Source organism: Brotaphodocola sp., from assembly GCF_983179755.1.
Genome location: NZ_CFAHBC010000028.1, coordinates 17,384 through 39,099 on the forward strand (window position 1 = coordinate 17,384; position 21,716 = coordinate 39,099).

The following is a 21,716-nucleotide window of genomic DNA, read 5'->3' on the forward strand; positions in this document are numbered from 1 at the left end:
ATGAACGAGACGAAAGAAACGAGGAACATAAAGGAATCAACAGAAAAATCAAAAACAAAACTCACAAAAAAACATGCAGAAATCCTGACTCTGATGAACGAGCTCTATGAACACTGGGGACTTCATGTCCTCCTGATCACCGATCCCTCTACCCAGTGCGAGTCGGTTGACCTCGGTTTTCGCAAGCGCATGTATATAAGCCCTCAATACAATCAGATCGCTGATCTTCTCCGCTCCCACCTTGAGGAAAATACCTTCTATCTCTATGAGGATGAGCTTTTGATGAACTACTCCCTCTTCCGCCTGCCCCCAGAACTGTCAGAGAGTCTGTCTCTCTCTTTTGATTGTTCCGACTGTTCTGATCGTCATTTGACTTTCTCCTCTGATACGGATACTTCTGATATTGATACTTCCGCTTCCAGCTCGAATTCCAGCTCAAATTCCGGCTCAGAGCCGTTTTCTCCGGTTCTCTGTGTCGGACCAATACTCTTTCAGTCTCTGAGCACAGCAGAAATCTCAGAACGCATCAACACGCTTAAGATCAATCCGCTCTATCAACAGGACCTCATCGAATTTTACAATTACATCCCAATTGTGTCTTCCAGAGAACTGTGGATTCACACGCTAATGTTCTTCCTGCGAAAACTCAGTGAGAATCCGATCACCTTTCGCGAACTCTCCTTTAGTGAGAAAGCATGGGGATTTGTCACACGAGATGAGGACAACTACTCTCTGCCAAGCCAGCCGGATGTCGCTCTGACTGCAATCGAGGATCGCTACAAGGCAGAACACGATCTGATGGAGGCTGTCGCTTCCGGAAATACGCAGGAGGCAATGCTTCGCTGTCAGCGTTTTCTCTCCTACCGATTAAGTCCTCGCGTTTCCTCCCCGCTCCGGGATCGAAAAAATATCCTGTTCACCTTCAACACCCTGCTTCGAAAATCGGCAGAAGCCGGCGGTGTGCATCCACTCCACATTGACAATCTCTCACGCACCTTGGCAATTCAGATTGAATCTGCGATGACTGTGGATCAGCTCAACCAGATCCGAAGTGGAATGGTTCGCAAATACTGTATTCTTGTTCAGAACTACTCAAGACGTGCCTACTCCCAGCTCGTCCAGACCTGCATGAATAACATTGACTTTTACTACAATACGGAGCTTTCCCTCTCCTGGCTTGCCAGACAGTGCGCCGTCTCGGAAAGTCACCTCTCCACTGCATTCCGAAAAGAGACCGGAATGACCGTCACCGACTATATAAATAAAACCCGCATCCGACAGGCACTGATTCTCTTAAACACGACAAGTCTGCCGGTCGGAGAAATCTCCTCTCGATGCGGGTTCTTTGATTCAAATTATTTTTCCAGAGTTTTTCGGAAATTTCAAGGGCAATCCCCGAAGCAGTATCGCAGCATGATTCACCAGAAAACTCGGGGCTCTGAATCATCCTTATCTTAACATACTTTTACAAGTTTTTTAGCAATGCTCTTCCAACTGATGAAGTTCGCCAGTCACAGAATCCATGATAAATCCGCCGATTTTCACGTTCTTCGGCATAAGCGGGTGATTGCGGAGCACATAAACGGTATCGCTGACGGAAACCTCAACCGACTCAAATCCACCGAGCCAGTCTTCCAGATCGATTCCGCTGTGACGGATAATGTCAATGTGCTCCTGAGAGATTCCTCGCTCCACGAGCTTTTTGAGCATTTCTGCTCCATCCATTCCCTGAACTCCACAGTCGGTATGACCAATGACCATGATCTCCTCCACTCCAAGTTCAAGAATTGCAACGAGAAGGCTTCGCATTGCACTTCCGTAAGGATGGTTGACAACACCACCTGCATTCTTGATCACCTTGGCATCTCCATTTCTGATTCCTAAAGCTGCCGGAAGCAGTTCAATCAGACGCGTATCCATACAGGTCAGAATTGCGAGCTTCTTATCCGGATATTTGCTCGTCAGATACGGCTCATACCCACGGTTCTCAACAAATTTGTGATTGTACTCCATAATCTCTTCGATCATAAAAAAGTCCCCTCTTTCTGATTATAATCGTTATGTTATCATACCTCAAATCCTCTGCTCCACTCACTCCATCGCAGAGGACAAACCCCGTGAAAGCTCAGCAGATTTTTTGAAACAGAATGCACAAAAGATATGCTCTGACACATTCAAAATTGCTGGATTTCTTGTGCAACATTATAAAACAAAAAGAAGAGACTTTGCAAGATTTTTCAGCTATCTTAATATTTTTTAAGTAAACGGAATCTCATTTCATCTTAAGTGAACTGGAATGACCAGATTTTGGAAAATATCGGACACATCAGCATTCTCTCGGATCTTTTTAAATATCCAGTCCTGCGTGACAGCCCTGATAAACCGCATTCGTATTAGTTATCCTCAGAAGCCACAGCAGTCGCAGTCTTTGGCTGGTCAAGCTCATCCTGCCACTGCCAGCCAATTCTTCCGTAGCGTCTTGCAATGCCTCGAATCTCCGTCTGAAGCGCAGTGCTGAGATCTTCCTCTTTTACTCGCCACTTCCAGTTGATTCCAACCGTGGACGGGCGATTCATACGGCTCTTGTTGTCCCGTCCGAGATAATCCTGCATCGGAATGACGCACAGAGACGCACGGGAACGCATAATCAGTGCAATGAAACTGCGATAAAGATATTTCTTTGGCGTATAGGTGTCGCAGAGATACTCTCTCGCAAGTTGCTGTTCTGCCGGAGTGATGCTGTTTAACCATCCCGCAATCGTCTCATTGTCATGCGTTCCGGTGTAGGCAACACAGTTTTCCGTGTAATTGTGTGGCAGATAATCATTCGCACAGCCTGAATCGCGGGAGTCAAATGCAAACTCGAGAACCTTCATACCCGGGAATCCACTGTCAGATACCAGTTTTCTCACGGAATCCGTCACATATCCAAGATCTTCCGCAATCACTTCTTTTTCTCCAAGTGCCTCTCTCACACGAGCAAACAGATCCATTCCCGGTCCCTTCTCCCAGTGACCGCCAACGGCTGATTTTGCTCCATACGGGATCGAGAAATACTCATCAAATCCTCTGAAATGATCGATTCTCACGACATCATAGAGCTTGAAACAGTAATTCAGACGCTGAATCCACCACGCGTAACCGGTCTGGCGATGGTAATCCCAGCGGTAGAGCGGATTGCCCCAGAGCTGTCCATCCGCGGAAAATCCGTCTGGCGGGCATCCTGCGACTGCAAGCGGAACGTTGGCTGCATCGAGCTGGAAGAGCTGTGGATTTGCCCATGCATCTGCACTGTCCATTGCCACATAGATCGGAATATCACCGATAATGCGGATTCCCTGACTATTTGCATAGGATTTGAGCTTCATCCACTGCTTATAAAACGTGAACTGAAGATACTGCTGAAATTCAATGTCGAAGTACAGCTCTCTGCGATAATAATCCATCGCATTGTTCCAGCGAAGGCGAATATCCTCTGCCCACTCTGTCCACGGCTTTCCCTCAAATCGATCTTTCACCGCCATGAACAGCGCATAGTCTGAAAGCCACCAGGACTGTTCGCGCACAAACTGCTGGTACTCCTCGTTCTCGCTGATCTTACTGCGCTCATATGCCTTGCGAAGAACCGGATAACGGTGTTTGTACAGCTTCTCATAATTGATTGTTCCGTCTACCGCATCCTTCTCGAGAATTGCACACTCCTTCTTGGTCAGAAATCCTTCCTCAATCAGCTCCTCGAGACTGATAAAATACGGATTTCCCGCATAGGTGGAGAAAGACTGATACGGAGAATCCCCGTAGCTCGTCGGTCCAAGTGGCAAAATCTGCCAATAGCTCTGACCTGCCTTTTTCAGCCAGTCTACAAACTCATATGCACTCTTTGAAAAACAGCCGATTCCATACTTGGACGGCAGGCTACTGATTGATAAAAGAATTCCCGCTCCTCTGTTCACCTTAATCTTCCTCTCTCTTCCTCATTTTCCCGATCTCAATTCATCGTTATTATCGTTGTTATCGTTTCTTTTTCTATCCCTGTGCGCCAGATTCTGTCTCAATCATTACCCCACAGTGATCAGACACCTGCGGATATTTCTTTCCATCACAGATCACCTGAGAGGATGCAATCGAAACCTCCCCTGCATGCCAGATATAATCAATGCGCATTCCGCTCTCCGATTCCCCATCTTTCCAGCCATCAATTCCACCGGAAGCTGTGCTCCCCTTGTCCCGGTGTTTTGCAAGCAGATAGGTGTCTGACTATCCGCTCTCGCAAACCAGATCATATCCCTCTCCTCGCACAGAAGCCGGGCTGTTGAAATCTCCCATCAGCCACAGTCCCTGTCTCTCCGTTAACTGATTTTTCTTGCGCGCAAGGCGCTCAGCCACACACTTCCACTGTGCAGAAAACGGCTCTTCCTCATCCTTCCACCAGCCCATATGAACACTGTAAAACCAGCCATCCTCATTTCTCAGACCGACAATCTTCCGCGTTTTCCAGTTGTGATAATCATCAACGGCGCTGATTGTAAACTGGTCCGTCTCCATCACCGGTTTCCTCGTAAAAATTGCGAGTCCCTCCTCGTAAATGTCGTATCCCAGTTTTGCCGGAACCCAGGTCCAAAAGTAATCGAGACCGAAGTTTTTGAGCAGACCTGCGAGATTTGCCCCGTAATTATCTCTGTGAAGTCTTCCCTCGTATCCGGCAACCGGCTGGTAGCCCACAGCCTCCTCATCCGGCAGAGGCGAGCCAGCTAAACTCTGGCTTGCCTCCTGAAATGCCATGATATCCGGTTTTTCTCTCCATACGACCTGTGCAAACAGCGCCAGCTTTTTCTCATAGTCCGGTTCTACCAGACTATGAGCATTGAGTGTCAGAATTTTCATTTCCCTGTCATCTCCTAAATTGTTACTGTTCACGCGCACGTGCCCAGTAACGGAATTTGCCGTGGCTTCGCATTTAAATACGGCAAATTCCCACTACCAGCACGTTATCTTACAGCACTTTCGATTCCAAAAGTGCCTACCGCTGAACAGTAACCCTAAATTTCCAAATGAACCACAAAATGAATATATGTATCTACAAAGCAAATTTACACAAAAATTTTCATAAATTCTATAAACTATAAATTTCAAGTCGACGCATGCATCAACTTGGCGCATGCTTCTGAATTATAAGATATCATTGATATCAGATTTCAGAACATCTGCCTTCGGTCCGTATACTGCCTGAATTCCATTGTCCTTCTTGAGCAATCCAAGTGCGCCCTCTGCCTTCCATGCCGGAAGATCTGCAACCTTGTTCGGATCTTTCACCGTCACTCTCAAACGGGTCATGCATGCATCAACAAGTGTGATGTTCTCACGACCTCCGAGAAGAACGATGATGCGCTCTGCCTGACTGCCATTTCCACCTGCACTCTGGCTGTTCCCGGCAGATGCAGATGCATCCGCACTCTCATCACCATTCTCATCCGTGTAATTTCCGAGACGACCCGGAGTTGCAAATCCAAACTTGCCAATCATAAAGTATGCCACAAAGTATCCAATCACAAAGAAGACAAGCACGCAGATCACAAAGTTAACCAAATCTCCCGCAAGTCCTGCTTTTAAGGACATCGGCACACGGGTCAGGAACTCCAGATTTCCGAACGAATGCAGACGCAGATGAATCACTCCTGCCATTGCAAATGCACATCCCTGTAACACTGCATAAACCACATAGAGCGGAAGAGCACAGAACATAAACATAAACTCAAGCGGTTCGGTTACACCGGTTAAGAAAACGGCGAGAACCGTAGATACAAACATCGAGCGATAATTTTGACGCTTATCCGGATCAACTCTGCGGTACATTGCAAGTGCGATGCCGAGCAGAAGTCCGGTTGCACCGATCATCTGTCCAACCTTGAAACGAGCCGGAGTTACCGTTGTCAGAAGGTTGATATAGGAATTCATATCGCCTGCATTCTTAAAGTTGATCAGATCCGTTGCCCATGCAAGCCAGAGCGGGTCCTGACCAAATACCTGAGTTCCTGCGTTGATTCCTGTCTGGATCGTGTAAGTGCCACCGAAAGATGTGTAGTTCATCGGAATCGTCAGCATGTGATGCAGACCAAACGGCAGTAAGAGACGCTCCAAAGTTCCGTAGATAAACGGTGCCAGAATCGGGGAGGTGGAGGAAGAATTTGCAATCCACACACCAAATGCATTGATTCCAGACTGAACAACCGGCCACACAACTGCAAGAACAAGAGAAATCACAACCGACCATGCAATGCAGACCATCGGCACAAAACGCTTACCGTTAAAGAATGCGAGTGCGTCCGGAAGTTTGCGGAAATTGTAGTACTTATTATAAATCACACCACCTGCGAAACCGGAAATAATACCGACAAACACACCCATATTCAATGCCGGTGCTCCGAGAACCGAGGTGAAATATCCGTTTACGAGAATCTCTTTTCCAAAAAGCGTGTGCGTCACAGCATCTGCGTCACTGAGCATTGCAGAGGTCACACCGAAAATGGAACCCGTGATCTGGTTAATCAAGATAAATGTGATGATCGCTGCAAATGCACCGCCTGCTCTCTCCTTTGCCCAGGAGCCGCCGATTGCGATTGCAAACAGAATGTGCAGGTTGTTGATAACTGCCCATCCGATATTCTCCATCGTGCTTCCGATCGTTCCGATCATCGAAACATCTGCGCCTGCCATCTGAACCAGCTTTCCAAGGCTGATCATCAGTCCCGCTGCCGGCATAACCGCGATAACCGTCATCAGCACCTTGCCGAGTTTCTGAAGGAAATCAAAGTTGATTGCCGGTTTCTTGGATACCTTTGCTTCTGCCTTGTCTCCATTTTCGGACTTATCTGCATTTACAGACTTGCCTGCATTGTCGGCTTCTGCCTGTGTGCCCGCCTGCTCACATCTCTCAAGAACCGTGAGAAGTACGCTCTCTCCTGCTTTCATCTCACCCTCGCCGTAGTTTAAGCTCTTTCCTTCCATTCCTCCGCAGACCAGAACCGGTGTCACTGCGCTGATGTTTTTCTCTTTCAAAAATTCCAGATCAACTTTTGCGAGCTTCTGTCCGGCTTTCACCTTGTCTCCCGGTTTCACAAATACCTCAAAACACTCTCCCTTTAAGGATACCGTCTCAAGTCCCACATGAATCAGAAGCTCAAGTCCATCCTCTGTTTTCAGACCAAATGCATGCTTAGTCTCTGCAACGGATACCACCTCTGCATCCACCGGACTCACAATCGTTCCATTTGACGGAATGACCGCCATTCCATCTCCGATTACTTTCTGTGAAAATACCGGATCATCGACCTGCTCAAGCGGAATTGCTTTTCCTGTCACCGGAGATAAAATCCGGATTCCCGTACAGAATTCTTCTCTGTTCTCCATTTTGTAACCTCCCTCATACATACATTGAATTTCTTTTACCTGACGCTCCCCCTGCTGTCCCCTATTGCTGTCTCAATCTTTCTTTGCGGTTCACCGTTCTCGTCTCTGCAAGTTTCCCTGCACTGACTCGATCTGCATTTGCGCAATTCGCAATCACTTTTGTCTACTCATTCTCTCTGCCCGTGCATGTTGTTGCGCTTGTTTTATGCAACCGCTTGCATTAAATATAATGCGTTTGCACAGATTTTTCAAGTATTTTCTTCACTCATTTTTTATTTTCCACGTTTTTCACAATTTTCCGCACGGTTTTTATGCACTTTTCCCATATATCAAAAGGCTGTTTCAAACAAGCTCCTGCGTGCTTTATGCAAATGCATTTTTCATGCATGCAATTTTCACGCAAACACAAATTGACAATTCTGCAATTTTCCTCTAAAATAAAGATCAGAATCCGAAATAGACAGAGAAAACATAGGAAAATAAAATAGAAGAATTAAAAATAGAACGAATCAAATCAAAACAAAAATAAAAGAATTAAAAATAACAGAAATAATCATAGCAAAGAAATAAAAAGATCAGAAATGAAGAAATGATGGATCAAAAGCAAGGATCCAATTAAAAGAAAGAAAAAGAAACCGGAGGTTCTTGATTATGGCAGTTACAATCAAAGATGTTGCAGCTCTGGCAGGCGTGTCCCCTTCGACCGTCTCCCGCACCTGCAAGAATAACCCATCCATCAGTGCGGAGACAAAGGAAAAGGTTCGCAAAGCAATGAGTGAGCTCGGCTATGAGCCGAATTTTCAGGCGAGCAACCTTGCCACACAGAATTCCCGCACGATTGGGATCATTCTCCCACCATCCGTAAGGGAAGCCTATGAAAACTCGTTTTACCTCGAAGCAATCCGCGGAATCAGCCAGTTTTGCAACCAGAGACAATATATCAACACAATCATCACCGGAGACAGCACGGAGGAAATACTTCAGGCGATTCGCTCGATGACGCGCAGTGGACAGGTCGACGGCTTTATTGTGCTTTATTCGATGCGTCAGGATCCTGTCACAGATTTCCTCTACAATGAGGGTCTGCTCTATGTTCTGATCGGAAAAGCCTATCAGTTTACCAACCAGACGATCTATATTGACAATGACAACCTACTCGCCGGTCAGGACGCGACCGAATATCTCTATCAGCTCGGTCACAGAAAGATTGGCTATATCGGTAGCGACAGTACCATGATGTTTTCCTCTGACCGACGCACCGGCTATGAAAATGCCCTGCTTCGCCACCAGATCCCGTTAAATTCCACTTACTGCATCGAGATGAAATCTGCGAATGAAGAAGATCGTCAGCCCCTTCTTGAACTTCTCAAGCGCCCGGATCGTCCGACTGCTCTCGTCGTGAGTGACGACATCCTTGCCGTTGCCTTAGAGCGCGTCTGCCTTGAGATCGGTCTGTCCATCCCCGATGACCTCTCGATCATCTCGTTCAACAATTCCTTGTTCGCGCGCCTGACCTCGCCCCAGCTGACATCGGTGGACATCAACTCCTTCCAGCTCGGTATTGAGTCGGCATCCCAGATGATCAACCACATCGAAAACCCGAATCTGCTTGCAACAAAGATTCTCGTCCCACATCACATTGTTGAGCGCGACAGCTGTGCAAGCCCCAAAGCTGTAAATCCATAAAAACAGATACGCCAAATGTAGCTTCTTTGCTTCTTCGCTTTTCAGATCACAAAACAACTGTAAAACAGAAAAGCTCCTGTGATCCGATACAGATTTGGAATTTCGATTGTCTTCTCTTCCAAATTGTCTTCCGATCACAGGAGTTTTTTTATTTCCGTTTTCTGTTCTATTCCGGCAACCCGGATTTTTCTTCGTTCATCTCATCCCATTTTTTTTGACACTGTGCACATTCTCACCTTACGGATCGCAAGATTATAGATATCCAGCGTGCTGTCCACAACCGGCTCCCAGCCAAATTTCTCCTTGATGTAGGCAATCTCTCGCTCTCCATCCGCATTCTTCTCAGACTCACGAAGGGAAATTGCAAGTTTTAAACGCTCGCGAAGTGCCTTCACATCTCCGACAGGAAAATATCGGGCATAATCTCCGGCGACCTCCCTGTTCTCCGGAATATCACTGAAAATACAATGTGCGCCGTAGCTCATCGCCTCAAGCATCGTGATCGCCATTCCCTCGACATCACTCGGAAGCACATAGGCAATGCAGTTGCTGTAAAGTTCCTCAAGCATTTGTCCCTCAACAAATCCAGGCATAATAATCCGATCATCCTTCTCTGCCTTCTCACAGATCGACATAGCGTAAGGGTTCGTCTTGTCCGCATTTCCCGCGATGACGAGCTTGACATCTGTGTCAATTCCACAGAATGCCTCAATCAGATAGTGGATTCCCTTCTCCGGAACAATTCTTCCGAGATACAGGATATAATTTTGTTCTTTTAAGCCAAATTTTCGGATCTTATCCGGGGCAACCGGATCATTCACCTGAATTCCATTATTCAGATAATGTGTTTTTCTCCCATAAGTCTCCAAAAAATAGTGCTGCATATCCTTGGAAAGCACAATGATCTCATCGGCATGACGCGCTGCGACACGCTCGCCAAAGAGCAGATACTTCGTCGCGAATTTGCCCCTCTTGGCACGCTTCCAGTCTAATCCATGGATTGTTGCCACAACCGGAATCTTAAAAAGTTTCGGCAGCCAGATCATCGCACAGCTTCCCTCTGCATGATAATGGAGCACATCGTGCCCGCCAAAAAGAGCCCTGCCTGTCGCCAGAACAGAATAAATAAATGCATTTAAAGAAGACTTATGCGAAGTCAGAATCTTATGAAGCCTCACATTCTTATACTCTTTTGGGATCTTTGGAAGATCCTTATTGAAAGGCTCCCAACGATTGTAGGCCTCTACCTGATTTCCCCGTCTTTCCATTCTAACCGCAAGCTCTGTGACAACGGTCTCAATTCCTCCTTCTCTCGACGGGATTCTCTTATGACCAAGCATTGCTATTTTCATACTTGTCCCCCTGTTTCCATATAGATTCTATACCGGATCATTCTATTTCCGATTATTCTTCTGTATCGAATCGCTCTGATCCGGGTTCCATTTCTACTCTTCACTTTATTTCTATGTTTTCTGAATTCTCTGTTTTTTACTGTTATATAAGAAAAACATTAACACTATCTTTATATGCTGTCAATCACATCTGCGAGATCTCGAGTGTTTTTTCAGATAATTATGTGTTTACTTCCTATTTTCCTATTCTATCAGAATTCTGCCAATGCTTCCGTTGCACTGTGGCAAAGCCTCATTCGACCAGATCACCCTGCTGACAATCCTGCAATCCCGAAACTTTCCATCAATCCGGATCCGATAAGTGTTCTCAACCTCCGGATTTTCCGGTGTCGTCTTAAATAAACTCTCCTTGAGCCGTTCGATCTCCTCCAACGGAAATGCTTCCAGCAGCTTCTCATTCTTTTCTGGCTCGAGCGTCACCTCATCAATCCCAAGTGTCTTTGCGCCCCACTCCGAAAACGTCAGCATCATCGGCTGAGTCGTGTACTCGTAACGGATCTCCTTCGAGAGTGACGAATAGAACTTGTCCTTCATTCTCTCATACTCAAGCTGCTGCTGGGTTCGCTCCGCAATCGAGAACTCCGGTCTCTGAAGCAACTCATCCGCAACATTTCTCATCTGACGAACATTCTGGTCACCGACAGAACGCAGTTCCAGTTCCTTTGTGATACGATCCTGAGATTCCACAAGACATTCGAGAAGCAGGGGATTGAATGCTCCGCACTCCCCATTTAAAATCATCTGAACCGCCTGCTTGTGGGAATAGGCAGGCTTGTAAACACGCTCACTCACAAGGGCATCGTACACATCTGCAAGCGCAACGACCTGAGCGGAAATCGGGATCTCCTCACCTTTTAAGCCGTCCGGATACCCCTTCCCGTCATAGCGCTCATGATGCCACCTGCAAATCTCATGTGCGACCTTTACAAGCTTCTCATTCTTATAGAAATCAATCTGACTCAGCATCGACGCACCAATCTCCGCGTGCGTCTTCATGATCTCATACTCTTCTTTTGTCAGCTTTCCCGGTTTATTTAAAATTTTATCATCAATTCCGATCTTTCCGATATCATGAAGCGACGACGCAAGCGTAATCATCAAACGATCCATCCACGAAAGTCCATACTGGTCCGTCTTTTTCGCCAGACATTCCAATAAAATTCCCGTGATTGAATTGATATGCATCACATGAAGTCCACTCTCGCCATTTCTAAATTCAACGATATGGCTGAGAATGCTGACCAGGATCCAGTTGCCCTTCACCCGGTCATAGACCTGATCCGTCACAAGACCGATCAGATGCTTCTGCTTGGCGTAGAGCATAATCGTATTCTGGGCACGCCTCTGCACCACCTTCGCATCAAATGGTCGGCTGATGTAATCGGTCGCTCCAAGTTCATAAGCCCAATCCACATAGGCGGATCCATTCTCTGCGGAAATCATAATAACCGGAATATTTTCAATCCAATGGTTCTTGTTCATAATCGCCAGCAATTCAAATCCATCCATCACCGGCATCATAATATCCAAGAGAATTAAGGAGATTCCGGTTTCATATTTTTGGATCAGCTTCAACGCCTCCGCTCCGTTTCCCGCTTCAAGAATTTCAAATTGTCCCGCCAGAATTTCTGCTAGCATTGCCCGATTTAACTGCGAATCGTCCACCAACAGAACTCTTTCCTTCCTTATCTCCTTCCTCATTTCTACCTTTTCCTCTGCACAAAAAGATTTTTATCATCACTCAATTTTTCTTTCTCAAGAATCTTAAATTCACTGCTATTTTATCACAAAAAAGAAAAACTGACCATCCTTCTTTCCAGATTCTCCCTCCCATTTATGCATTATACAAATTCAAGTCGACACAATCGTCAACTTGAATCTATCAAACAGTAAAATCAGCCGGTCGTCTCCATGCAGAGAAATCATGTCTCTTGCAGATAATCGGAGAAATTTTTCACGCTCTGCGCCCTCAACACTTCCGGATCACAGCCCCGAAGCTCTGCGGTCTTCTGAATCGTCTGCGAGAGTGATGCCCTGACGGATTCCGGCAGCGCCAAGTTCAAAAAGCTGTCATCTTCACGCTCTGAGGCGATGCGTCCTCCCTCGTCAAACGCCCATTTGACCGCCTCCATCCCATCTGTCTCGACAAGAATCCGCTCCGGGCGAACCACTCTTGCGACTTCCTGCACAATCGGATTCCAGATCACATCCGGTCCGACCGAAAAAAAACAGTCGAGATCGAGATAACGCTCCAAATCATGATCCGCGGAATACCAGTGCACAAGATACTGATTCGGATACTGGCGGATCAGTTCAGCAATCTCCCTCTCCTGATCCTTTGTGTGAAGCACAACCGGTTTCTTCTTTTGACAGGCAAACAAAAGCTGCTCCTCGAAGACTTCCCGCTGGCGCTTCAACGGCACATCACACCATAAGCTGTCCATGCCGATCTCCCCGACGACCCTGCAAGTCTCCAGATATGAGAGTAGATCCTGCACTGAGTACTCCGCACTGTGCCAGGGATGAAGCCCGAATGTTGGAATCAACACGCCCTCTGCACCCGGAATTTTGCAAAACTCTGTCAGGCACTGTGCCTCAGCCGGAGTTCCCGCAGATGCCAGCGTAAGAATCCGGTTCTCTATTCTCTGACAGGCCTCCTGCATCGTTGGAACATGGGCATGTGCATCCGCATAGCTCAACTCGTTGTTCTTTTCCTCATCTGCTCTCATCCCTTTGCATTCCTCTCACCCATGATCTCCTGATAAATCTCCCTGCGCAGATCTCCCTGCTGATAGAGCCAGTCACGGGAGCGATTTTTTTCGGTGATGCAAAGTTCCCGTCGAACCCTCCCTGACTTGCGATCGAGAATCAGAATCCGGTCGGACAGATAAATCGCCTCATCCATATCGTGTGTCACGAGAAGCACGGTGCGGTTCATCTTTTTTCGGACACCAAGAAGCCAGTCCTGCATCTCTCCGCGCGTGATGACATCGAGCGCGCCAAACGGCTCATCAAGAAGCAGGATGTCCGCATGGCACAGAAGCGTCCGAAGGAAGGCAGCTCTCTGGCGCATTCCACCGGAAAGTGCAGACGGATACTCATTCTCATAGCCTCTCAAACCAAACGCCTCGATCTGACGCTCTGCCTCCTGCTTCACCTGAGCTGAGGTTCCATGAATTCGTCCATAGAGACAGACATTTTCCAAAATTGTCTTCCAAGGGAACAGAAGGTCATTTTGTGGCATGTAGGCAAAATGTTCGGTAATTCCCTGAATCGACTCTCCATCCACCCGGATTTCTCCGCTTTCCGGAGCAAGCACCCCCGTCATCAGTTTCAAGAGCGTCGACTTTCCGCAACCGGAGGGACCGAGAATGCTCATAAACTCGCCCTCCTCGACAGAAAAATCAAGCTGATTCAAAATTTTTCGATTCTCATAGGAAAATACCAGTCCGGATACTTCCAGTTTTCTCATTGCGTCCTCCTGCTCATCTTCCTTACTCCGGAAGAAACTCGTTTGTGTAGCAATCTCCAGCTGGAATCTTGTGATCAATCACACCATACTCTGCCATAAAATCGGTATAGTTATCCCACACGCTGTCCTTCATCTCGCCCCAACGGTCGGTATCCTCCATATACTTTCCAGACAGATACTCCTGAGACATCTTCAGCATCTCAAGATCATAATCCGGTGCATACTTCTGAAGAATCTCTGCACTCTCATCCGGATTCTCAATCGCATAGCGGTAACCCTTCTCGGTCGCCGAGAGGAATTTTTTCACCATTTCCGGCTTATTTTTCAGTGTATCGTCGTTTGCGATGATAACCGGAGTGTAATAGTCAAGACGCTCATCAAGCTGGCGAAGCTCCATATAGTTGATCGGGAAATCATTGAGCTTACACTTTACATTATCCCAGCCTTCAAAAAACCACATGATGTCCACCTTATCTTTCAGTGCCTCAAAGCCGGAACCGTCAGAGATTACCATGTTTAACTTGGAAAAATCTGCACCAGCCTGCGTCATCACTGCTTTCAGGACAGCTTCCTCTCCAGGACCGCCCCAACCTGCATAAGTCTTTCCCTCAAAGTCCCTCGGTGAGGTAATCTCCTTGTCTGCGTAGGTCACAAAGCCGGAAGTATTGTGCTGAATCAGTGTCGCAATTGCCTTGATCGGAAGAGCTTCCTTGGAAGTCAGTGCCACAGTCACATCCTCCTGATAGCTGATGCCGAAATCTCCCTTTCCAACAGCGACAAGTGTAGCAGTTGCACCCTCAGTCGGCTCCACGATGTTGACGTTTAATCCCTCTTCCTCATAATATCCCTGATCCAGTGCGACATACATGCCCGTGTGGTTTGTGTTTGCCACATAGTCAAGAATCACTGTCACATCTTCTTTCTCGCCGGCATCTGAAGAAACGCTGGAAGCCTCTGCCTTGCTCTCCTCGGCAGACTCTGCACTTGCAGACTCCGAAGTCTTCGTCTCACCCGTCTCATTTGATGCGCCACATCCTGAAAGGCTTGCCGTCAGCAAAGCAACTGCCATCAGCATACTTCCTGCTGTTTTCCATGTTTTTCTCATAATGTTCTCCTCTTTTCTGCGTTTCTGTTTTCTGTGTTTCTGTTTTTTGCATTTCTGCATATTTTTGATCCTGCTCTGATTTTGAGCGCTTGATCTCTTAGAAATTTTCCCAACTCTTTATTTTCCGGCTCTGACTCCTGTTTTCTTTCGCTCATACGGCATTGTCACCCAGGCAATCAGGCGCGTAAGTCCATTCATGCACAGACTCAGCACAATGATAAAGACCACGCACGCAAAAACTTTGTCGAGCATATAGCTGTTTTTTACGCGGAGCAAATAATATCCAAGTCCTTTCTGGGAACCAAGCCACTCTCCGACCACTGCACCGCTGATGCTGTATGTCGCTGCCACCTTCATTCCAGAAAGAAGCTCCGGAATTGCGGCCGGAATCTTCACGAGCCAGTATGCCTTCCACTTTCCTGCCCCGTAAGAGCGTACAAGATGGACATACTCCTCATTCACCCGCGCCAGACCATCCGCAAAGCTGACAGCAACCGGGAAAAAGCACATCAGCACAACCGTCAAAATCTTCGGTGCCATTCCAAATCCCATATAAATGATCAGAATCGGCGCCATCACAATCATCGGAACCGTCTGTGTCACAACAAGGATCGGATAGAGACTGCCCCGAATCGCCGGAAACGAATCCATCAAAGTTCCAAGCACCAGTGACAACACAAAGGCAATCACAATTCCGAGAAGTGCCTCCCCCGTCGTCACGAGTGCATGTCCGCAAAGCTCTGAACTCTCTGAAATCAGCGCCTGAACCACTGCAATCGGCGATGGCAGGACGTAGAGCGGAATCTGAAGTACCCGAACCGCTCCCTCCCAGAACACCAACACCGCCAGAATAAAAAAAACCGGCGTGAGTTTTTCTCTTGTATTTTTCATCTTTGTCCACAACACTCCCTTTTATTTTCTCAACAGATGCGTCACCACAACGAAATATCAAAAAACAGAAAAATATAAAACAGAAAAACCGCCATCACGGGACAGCGGTTTTTCTTAGAACGATCAGAATCCTATTATTTCCAGATTTCTTTATTCTTCTTATTTTCCTACGCTGGCATGATCCAGATCAGGTCATGGGTCAAAATCCTTTATTTCCTCTCAGCCTGTATGCAGACTCCCCTTTTTGTATTTATATTCATCACTCTTATTTTTCTTTTTGCGCCCGTTAATTATAGCACATCTTTTTGGCAATGACAATGACAAATGCGCACCTCATCCCGCCTTGAAGATTGCGCCAGTCGCCTGGATCTCCTTTTCGTTGAGTTCTTCATCATTCCAGATCTTCTCCACCGCCGAAACAAAATCTGTCCGCTCATCCCCGGCAAGATACGTTTTCACAGCCTGCCATACCGGTTTAACGGTGTACTTATCGTTTTGCAGTGGGTTCTCTCCGTTCCTGCTACAAAGCTCTGCAATTACCAGCACCGCATAATCCTGTACCAGCTCCCTCTCCTTTGTGCGAAGACCCGCAGATAGATTTTTCACAAATTTTGCAAATTTCTGCTGATTTTCTTTCTCGGTTCCTCTTCCGTAACGCTGAATCATCAGATTTGCCACCCATTTGTTCATGTCCGCCATTCGGAAAAAGTGCTCAAAGAAGTTTGCAATTTTTGCATCATCCTTTTCATATCGGAGCACAAACTGGAAAATCGCAAGTTTCTGATACTCCGCCTCTCCCGGCATCTTCGTCATATATTCAACATAAAAATCAACGAAATTCGGGTCCATAGACGCAATCATTTCGAGCGCATTTCTTAAAACATAACTTGACTGCCTGATTGCGGTTGCATAGGGATTGAAATGCTGTTTTGCCCTCTGCAAAATCGTTCTTTTCTGCGACTCGCTCCAACCGTCCCTGAGCAAAATTCCGATTGCGTAGACGTAACCCACCATCAAATCGGCCTGATTGCAGGAATTGATCAGATCCATGCACGGCTCAAAAAAGTCTTCTGGATTGGATGCCTGTCCAATCGCCTCCAAGGCTTTCTTGACCTCTCCGTTAAGTTTAAATCCAAGTCTCTCATTCTTCTCTGCGAGAAGTTTGAGACCGTTTAGCTCACTCTTTGCATTGAGCTTCATCTTGCCGATCGCACTGATTCCCCGTGCACTTTTCGCCGTTGTCTTCAAGGATGCCATGTCCATCTCCATGATCGTCTTTGTCTTCGGGCGGTCGGTGATCCATGCCTCCATCGTCATCATTCTCATTGAATTGATATAAATCTGGAAACTGATCGGCGTGTTGGCCGGATAAGGATTCTGAAATTTCACAACTCTCGTCGCAATGCGCCGGTTCGGAAGATTCTTTGTCGTTCCCCTTCCAAGGTAAAGCTCAATTCCAATCGCATCTGTCGTCTTGTCGAGTTTATAGCAATCCCTAATTTCTTCTGATCGATAGGGCAGTTGAGTTCCGGCAGGAATCAACAGACTGACATACTCATTTCTCAGACCGAGATTGATTGAGTCATTTAAAATCGTTCCGGTATGGAAAACAGGTGTGTTTGTCTCACGATTTTCCTGCATCGGATTTCCAACTGATTCCGCAGTCGCTGTGAGCGTCTGATTTCCATTGTTCTTTGCCCCAATTCTCTGTACATGGTATTTGTGAAGGCAATAATGATAATAGACAGCTCCTCGCGCAACTGCGAGATCCGGATCACTCGTCGCAAGCGGTTCAAATCCGAAAAATTCTTTCAGTCTCTGGCGAATCAGATAGCATTTCGTCATTCCACCGTTTAAAATAACCGCGTCAATCTTCACTCCTTTTCCGGCCTTGTCGAGCACATCGAGAATCGGATAAATGATGTTATTGACATCGCGCTCATCCATCTTCTGAATTCTTCCGACATCCTCCATCTTATATGCATATCCCATCAAAGGCGCAAGGATGCTCTCCATCTCCGCCTTTGTGTAGGTCGTCTCAAACGAGTACGCGTCGTAGAGATTGATGTCCATGACTTCCTCGCTGTAATCATCCGGAAGCTGTACGCCTGACATGTCTGCGTCATCATATGCCATTGAAATCTTTACTTTCAGCTCTTCCGCCAGCTTTCTGAGCTTGCACATCACCTCTTCCCTGCGCTTGGTCGGAACGACAATCTCATACATTTCCTGAAATCTCTTGAGCATATCCTCCGCGAGAAGCTCATCGAAATTGTCTCCGCCGAGAAGCGTATAACGGCTGATCGCAAGATCTCGAATGTCAATCAAGCCCTCCGGGGTACTGCTGACTCTGTGAAGCGTCACATCGAGAGTTCCTCCGCCGAGATCAAAGACCATGACATTTTTCTCTGTCTCAAGGGAGAGCAAATCCGACGGAATCTCGCCATCTTCCTGCATCCGCATAAAATCATAGATGACTGCCTTCGGCTCATACAGCAGAATTTCATGCATATTTTCAACATTGATTCCTGCTTTTCTCGCCGCATCGATCGTCGCCTGACACTGATCGGAATCAAACGATGCCGGAACGGTGATCACGACATCGCGGATTTCTTCCTGAAACAGTCGCTTTTTTGCGACATTGATCATGTAAGAGAGAATCCGGGCGGACACATCTGCCGGAATCTTGTCCGGGATCTCATCCGCAAGATTGACCTGATCACTGACTCCCATCAGCGACTTCACAGACTTGCACACATATCCGGCTCTCGTCCCGTATCGACTCTTCGCATAATCGCCGACATCGGTGACAATCTTGCCTTCCTGATTCTTATAATAAAAGACAACAGAAGGGAGCAGAGGTGCCCTCGATGTGCTTCCCGTATCATTTTTTCTCTCCAGATTCAGGACAACCGGCTTCATTTTATCCCGAACAATATTGGCGTATGCGATCACGGAGTTTGTCGTTCCGAGATCAATCGCTGTGTACATTTCTGACATTTACTCCACCTCCTCTTCCTTCTCCCTCACCGTCGGCAGGGAAATCACCGTAGATCCAAACTTCCATCCCGGATGTTCCACCACAACCGTCTTCTTCTGATTCAGCTCCGTGTAAGACTCTCCAATATAGGTATATTCCGCAAGTCCCTCGACTTCCGTCTCAAACTCTCGTCCTGTGCAGTCAATCGGTGTCACTCCGCAATCCTTGATGAACCGAAGCATCTGCTTAAACACGATCGTGAGCGGGAGAAGCTGGGGCGGAGTCTTTACCTTCTGCTCCTTGAGCGTCGTGAGTCTCTTCTCAACCATCTCCATACTGTCTAAGAGATGACCATATTTTTCAGAATTCATCATCGAATAGAACGAGGCGATCGCCGTATTCTTTGCATCCTCTGTCGCCTCATCAATCGTCTCATTCAACTCATCAAACATTGCCTGCACAAGCTCGAGAGAATTCTTGTAATTGTCCTTCATAAAGCGAAGCTGTTCAAGTTCATTCCCCGACTGGTATTCGGCAACCGCCTCAGAGGACTCGGTCAGCACACGCTCCGTCTGCCTGAGAACATCCCTCGCACTCTTTTTTTGTCTCTTCATTCCATACTGCTCAAACAACGCACCACGAATGTTGCGAAGAAGACGATCGCAGTATCTCGACCGAAATGTATATAAGATCGGACTGTATGTTTCATTTTTCAGATCCGGATCAATCATAACCAGGAAAATCACCACGTATTTTCCAAGGAAAAAGATTTTGTGATTTTTTCTGTCTCTCCGTTCCAGATTTTCCGTAAATTCTGCATACTTCTGCATCGCTTCGCGATCTCCGTCTAAAGCCTGCTTAAGCCAAGAGATTCCCTGTTCCACAATTCCAAGAATATATTTACGTCTTTCTTCCTGATCCAGATTGACACTTTCGAGTGCTTCCATATATGTCTCATACGAAACCCTGTTTTCTTTCAAAACCTCCTGACTCATCCGGTAGGCATCTCTCGGATGGCAGTTTGGATAACGAAGACTTCCATAGACTGCGACCCACTCACCCATCAGCTTTGCGCGGATCGTTGCTGTGGAAGGGTCCTCCTGCAATTCCTGTGCCTTTGAAAGTTCTTTCTGCATCACATCCTGAAATATCTGATCATATTTCATAGCTTTCTCCCTCTTTATATAATATTTAAACCCATTCTTTGCCTGAGTCACAGAGAGATTCGGATGATTTTCTTTCATGACATCCCCCAGCGACTTTTTCCGAAACCTCGGATACACATGAAGCAAATAGATCTGCTCGACTCCCAGATTTTCTGCAAACCGATATATTTCTGCCGGTCCTGCATGCAAACTGTACAGATCAAATAAAACCGAGACACAGCCCTCTCTTGCGGAGTCCTGACCGACAACGATGTATCCGCCCTGATTTTCTGGAATTTCCTGATCGGACTGGATATGATTCCCATAAACAAAATAGCCCATGTCTGCAAGCGTATCCGCAATCTTCCTGCTCTTTGGCTCTAAAAATACGGGCGTATCCGGAAATACCTCGTTCAAGAAATACAAGAGATCGAGATTCTTGGGAATGCTCTTTGAAATCAGATAGACCCGTTTATTCTGAGCTAAGTTTCTCTTGATAATGGGCTCCAGTCCACTTTGCTCTGCGCCCTCTGTAAACCCAGCCCCCTCACGCTGTGCACTTTGCACGAGTATGAGCTCTTTCTGCCACTCATCGGCATCAAGATATGTATTTGGGGCATTTAAGAGAAGGACTTTCGGGAAAATCCCACCTGGAATCCTCATTCCGTTGAGTCCGAACCTCGTCTTGACACTGAAATCTCCGGAGTAGAGAATCCGGTGGCTCTCCGTCTCCAAATAAATCATCACGGCACCGATCATATGTCCCGCCGGCAAGAGGGTGATCTTGCACCCCTTCATCTGGAATGTCTTCATGACCGGTCTGACCTGAATCCGCGACAACAGTGTTTGTGCCTGACGATACCGTTCATTCTTTACCCGCTCGGACTCCTCTCTCCCCGAAATTCTTCCAAACTCCAGAAGTTGCACCTCGATCAGATGCTTCGTGTCCTGAGTCGCCAGAATCTCCGCATGTGGCGCCAGTGTGGCAATCTTAGCAAAAGAACCGATATGGTCATAATGGGCATGGCTGATCAAGATGAGATCCAGATCGGAGTAATCCGATACTTCCTGCAAAAGACGCTCATAATCCGGATAGAGTTCCTCGATATCGGGGCGTTGCAGGCGTGCCCCACAGTCAAGCAAAATCCGAATTCCATCTATAAAAAGAAAATAGGAAGACGCTCCCACCTCATCTCCGCCTCCGAGCGGAATCAAATAATCACTCATAGGTTCTTTCACTTCCATTTCATTCTGAACTATTCTCAATTATGACAGGAAAGAATGTTTCAAACCTCCCATCCTACGAAAAAGAATGTGCCAAGGCACATATAAAAAAGCGTTTAACAGTATTATACACGATCCTGAAGTTTTTGTAACGATTTGTGTGAATATTATTGATTGAAAGAAATATTTGAATGTCTGGAATAAATGGATAATAAATGAATGTTTAAAAAATACAAAGAAACTGCATTCCAAAAATGGAACACAGTTTCTTTGTATTTATTATATCTCTTATTCATATACCTTCAAAACTGCACATTGAATCATCCGTTTTCTGTATTTCTCCTAAACCGTCTTGGTTAAGCCCTCGACCTATTAGTGACAGTCAGCTCCACAC

General features: G+C 46.7%; 15 protein-coding genes and 1 riboswitch. Of the genes, 2 read left to right on the forward strand and 13 right to left on the reverse strand.

What is annotated here, in order from left to right; all coding sequences use genetic code 11:
• Window positions 1-93: 93 nt before the first annotated feature.
• Window positions 94-1,458 (forward strand): AraC family transcriptional regulator, encoded by a 1,365-nt coding sequence (locus AC4EVX_RS10170; protein ID WP_490160143.1) that lies wholly within the window; start codon window positions 94-96, stop codon window positions 1,456-1,458.
• 18 nt (window positions 1,459-1,476) lie between these two features.
• Here the strand turns inward: AC4EVX_RS10170 and AC4EVX_RS10175 are convergent, their stop codons facing one another.
• From AC4EVX_RS10175 to AC4EVX_RS10195, 5 genes are all read right to left on the reverse strand, one after another.
• Window positions 1,477-2,028, reverse strand: a complete 552-nt coding sequence (locus AC4EVX_RS10175; RefSeq protein WP_177977704.1) for a beta-class carbonic anhydrase — start codon at window positions 2,026-2,028, stop codon at window positions 1,477-1,479.
• Between the two features lie 365 nt (window positions 2,029-2,393).
• Window positions 2,394-3,953: a 4-alpha-glucanotransferase gene (gene malQ, locus AC4EVX_RS10180; RefSeq protein WP_308451633.1), complete on the reverse strand. Its 1,560-nt coding sequence runs from the start codon at window positions 3,951-3,953 to the stop codon at window positions 2,394-2,396.
• A gap of 73 nt (window positions 3,954-4,026) precedes the next feature.
• On the reverse strand, window positions 4,027-4,164 hold the full coding sequence (locus AC4EVX_RS10185) for a hypothetical protein (RefSeq protein WP_490160144.1): 138 nt from the start codon (window positions 4,162-4,164) through the stop codon (window positions 4,027-4,029).
• A 93-nt stretch (window positions 4,165-4,257) separates the two neighbouring features.
• Entirely contained in the window at window positions 4,258-4,884 is a 627-nt protein-coding gene (locus tag AC4EVX_RS10190) for an endonuclease/exonuclease/phosphatase family protein (RefSeq protein WP_490160145.1), read from the reverse strand.
• A 285-nt stretch (window positions 4,885-5,169) separates the two neighbouring features.
• Window positions 5,170-7,407, reverse strand: coding sequence for a PTS transporter subunit IIBC (locus AC4EVX_RS10195; protein ID WP_490160146.1), 2,238 nt, complete (start codon window positions 7,405-7,407; stop codon window positions 5,170-5,172).
• Window positions 7,408-8,058: 651 nt separating this feature from the next.
• Between AC4EVX_RS10195 and AC4EVX_RS10200 the strand changes: the two genes are divergently transcribed.
• Window positions 8,059-9,093 (forward strand): substrate-binding domain-containing protein, encoded by a 1,035-nt coding sequence (locus AC4EVX_RS10200; protein WP_177977700.1) that lies wholly within the window; start codon window positions 8,059-8,061, stop codon window positions 9,091-9,093.
• Between the two features lie 200 nt (window positions 9,094-9,293).
• Here the strand turns inward: AC4EVX_RS10200 and AC4EVX_RS10205 are convergent, their stop codons facing one another.
• The 8 genes from AC4EVX_RS10205 to AC4EVX_RS10240 form a co-directional block, all read right to left on the reverse strand.
• On the reverse strand, window positions 9,294-10,445 hold the full coding sequence (locus AC4EVX_RS10205; RefSeq protein WP_490160147.1) for a glycosyltransferase family 4 protein: 1,152 nt from the start codon (window positions 10,443-10,445) through the stop codon (window positions 9,294-9,296).
• 243 nt (window positions 10,446-10,688) lie between these two features.
• Window positions 10,689-12,206 (reverse strand): HD domain-containing phosphohydrolase, encoded by a 1,518-nt coding sequence (locus AC4EVX_RS10210; protein ID WP_177977698.1) that lies wholly within the window; start codon window positions 12,204-12,206, stop codon window positions 10,689-10,691.
• A 221-nt stretch (window positions 12,207-12,427) separates the two neighbouring features.
• On the reverse strand, window positions 12,428-13,234 hold the full coding sequence (locus tag AC4EVX_RS10215) for a TatD family hydrolase (RefSeq protein WP_490160148.1): 807 nt from the start codon (window positions 13,232-13,234) through the stop codon (window positions 12,428-12,430).
• Entirely contained in the window at window positions 13,231-13,977 is a 747-nt protein-coding gene (locus AC4EVX_RS10220) for an ABC transporter ATP-binding protein (RefSeq protein ID WP_490160149.1), read from the reverse strand. The genes AC4EVX_RS10215 and AC4EVX_RS10220 overlap by 4 nt, the downstream gene beginning before the upstream one ends.
• Before the next feature lie 22 nt (window positions 13,978-13,999).
• On the reverse strand, window positions 14,000-15,082 hold the full coding sequence (locus tag AC4EVX_RS10225; RefSeq protein WP_490160150.1) for an ABC transporter substrate-binding protein: 1,083 nt from the start codon (window positions 15,080-15,082) through the stop codon (window positions 14,000-14,002).
• A gap of 117 nt (window positions 15,083-15,199) precedes the next feature.
• Window positions 15,200-15,973 carry an ABC transporter permease gene (locus tag AC4EVX_RS10230; protein ID WP_490160151.1) on the reverse strand — a complete coding sequence of 258 codons (774 nt, stop codon included), beginning with the start codon at window positions 15,971-15,973 and terminating at the stop codon, window positions 15,200-15,202.
• 146 nt (window positions 15,974-16,119) lie between these two features.
• Window positions 16,120-16,225, reverse strand: a riboswitch (TPP riboswitch).
• 81 nt (window positions 16,226-16,306) lie between these two features.
• Window positions 16,307-18,973 (reverse strand): Hsp70 family protein, encoded by a 2,667-nt coding sequence (locus tag AC4EVX_RS10235; protein WP_177977434.1) that lies wholly within the window; start codon window positions 18,971-18,973, stop codon window positions 16,307-16,309.
• Window positions 18,974-21,325: an MBL fold metallo-hydrolase gene (locus AC4EVX_RS10240; protein ID WP_490160152.1), complete on the reverse strand. Its 2,352-nt coding sequence runs from the start codon at window positions 21,323-21,325 to the stop codon at window positions 18,974-18,976.
• Window positions 21,326-21,716: the final 391 nt, after the last annotated feature.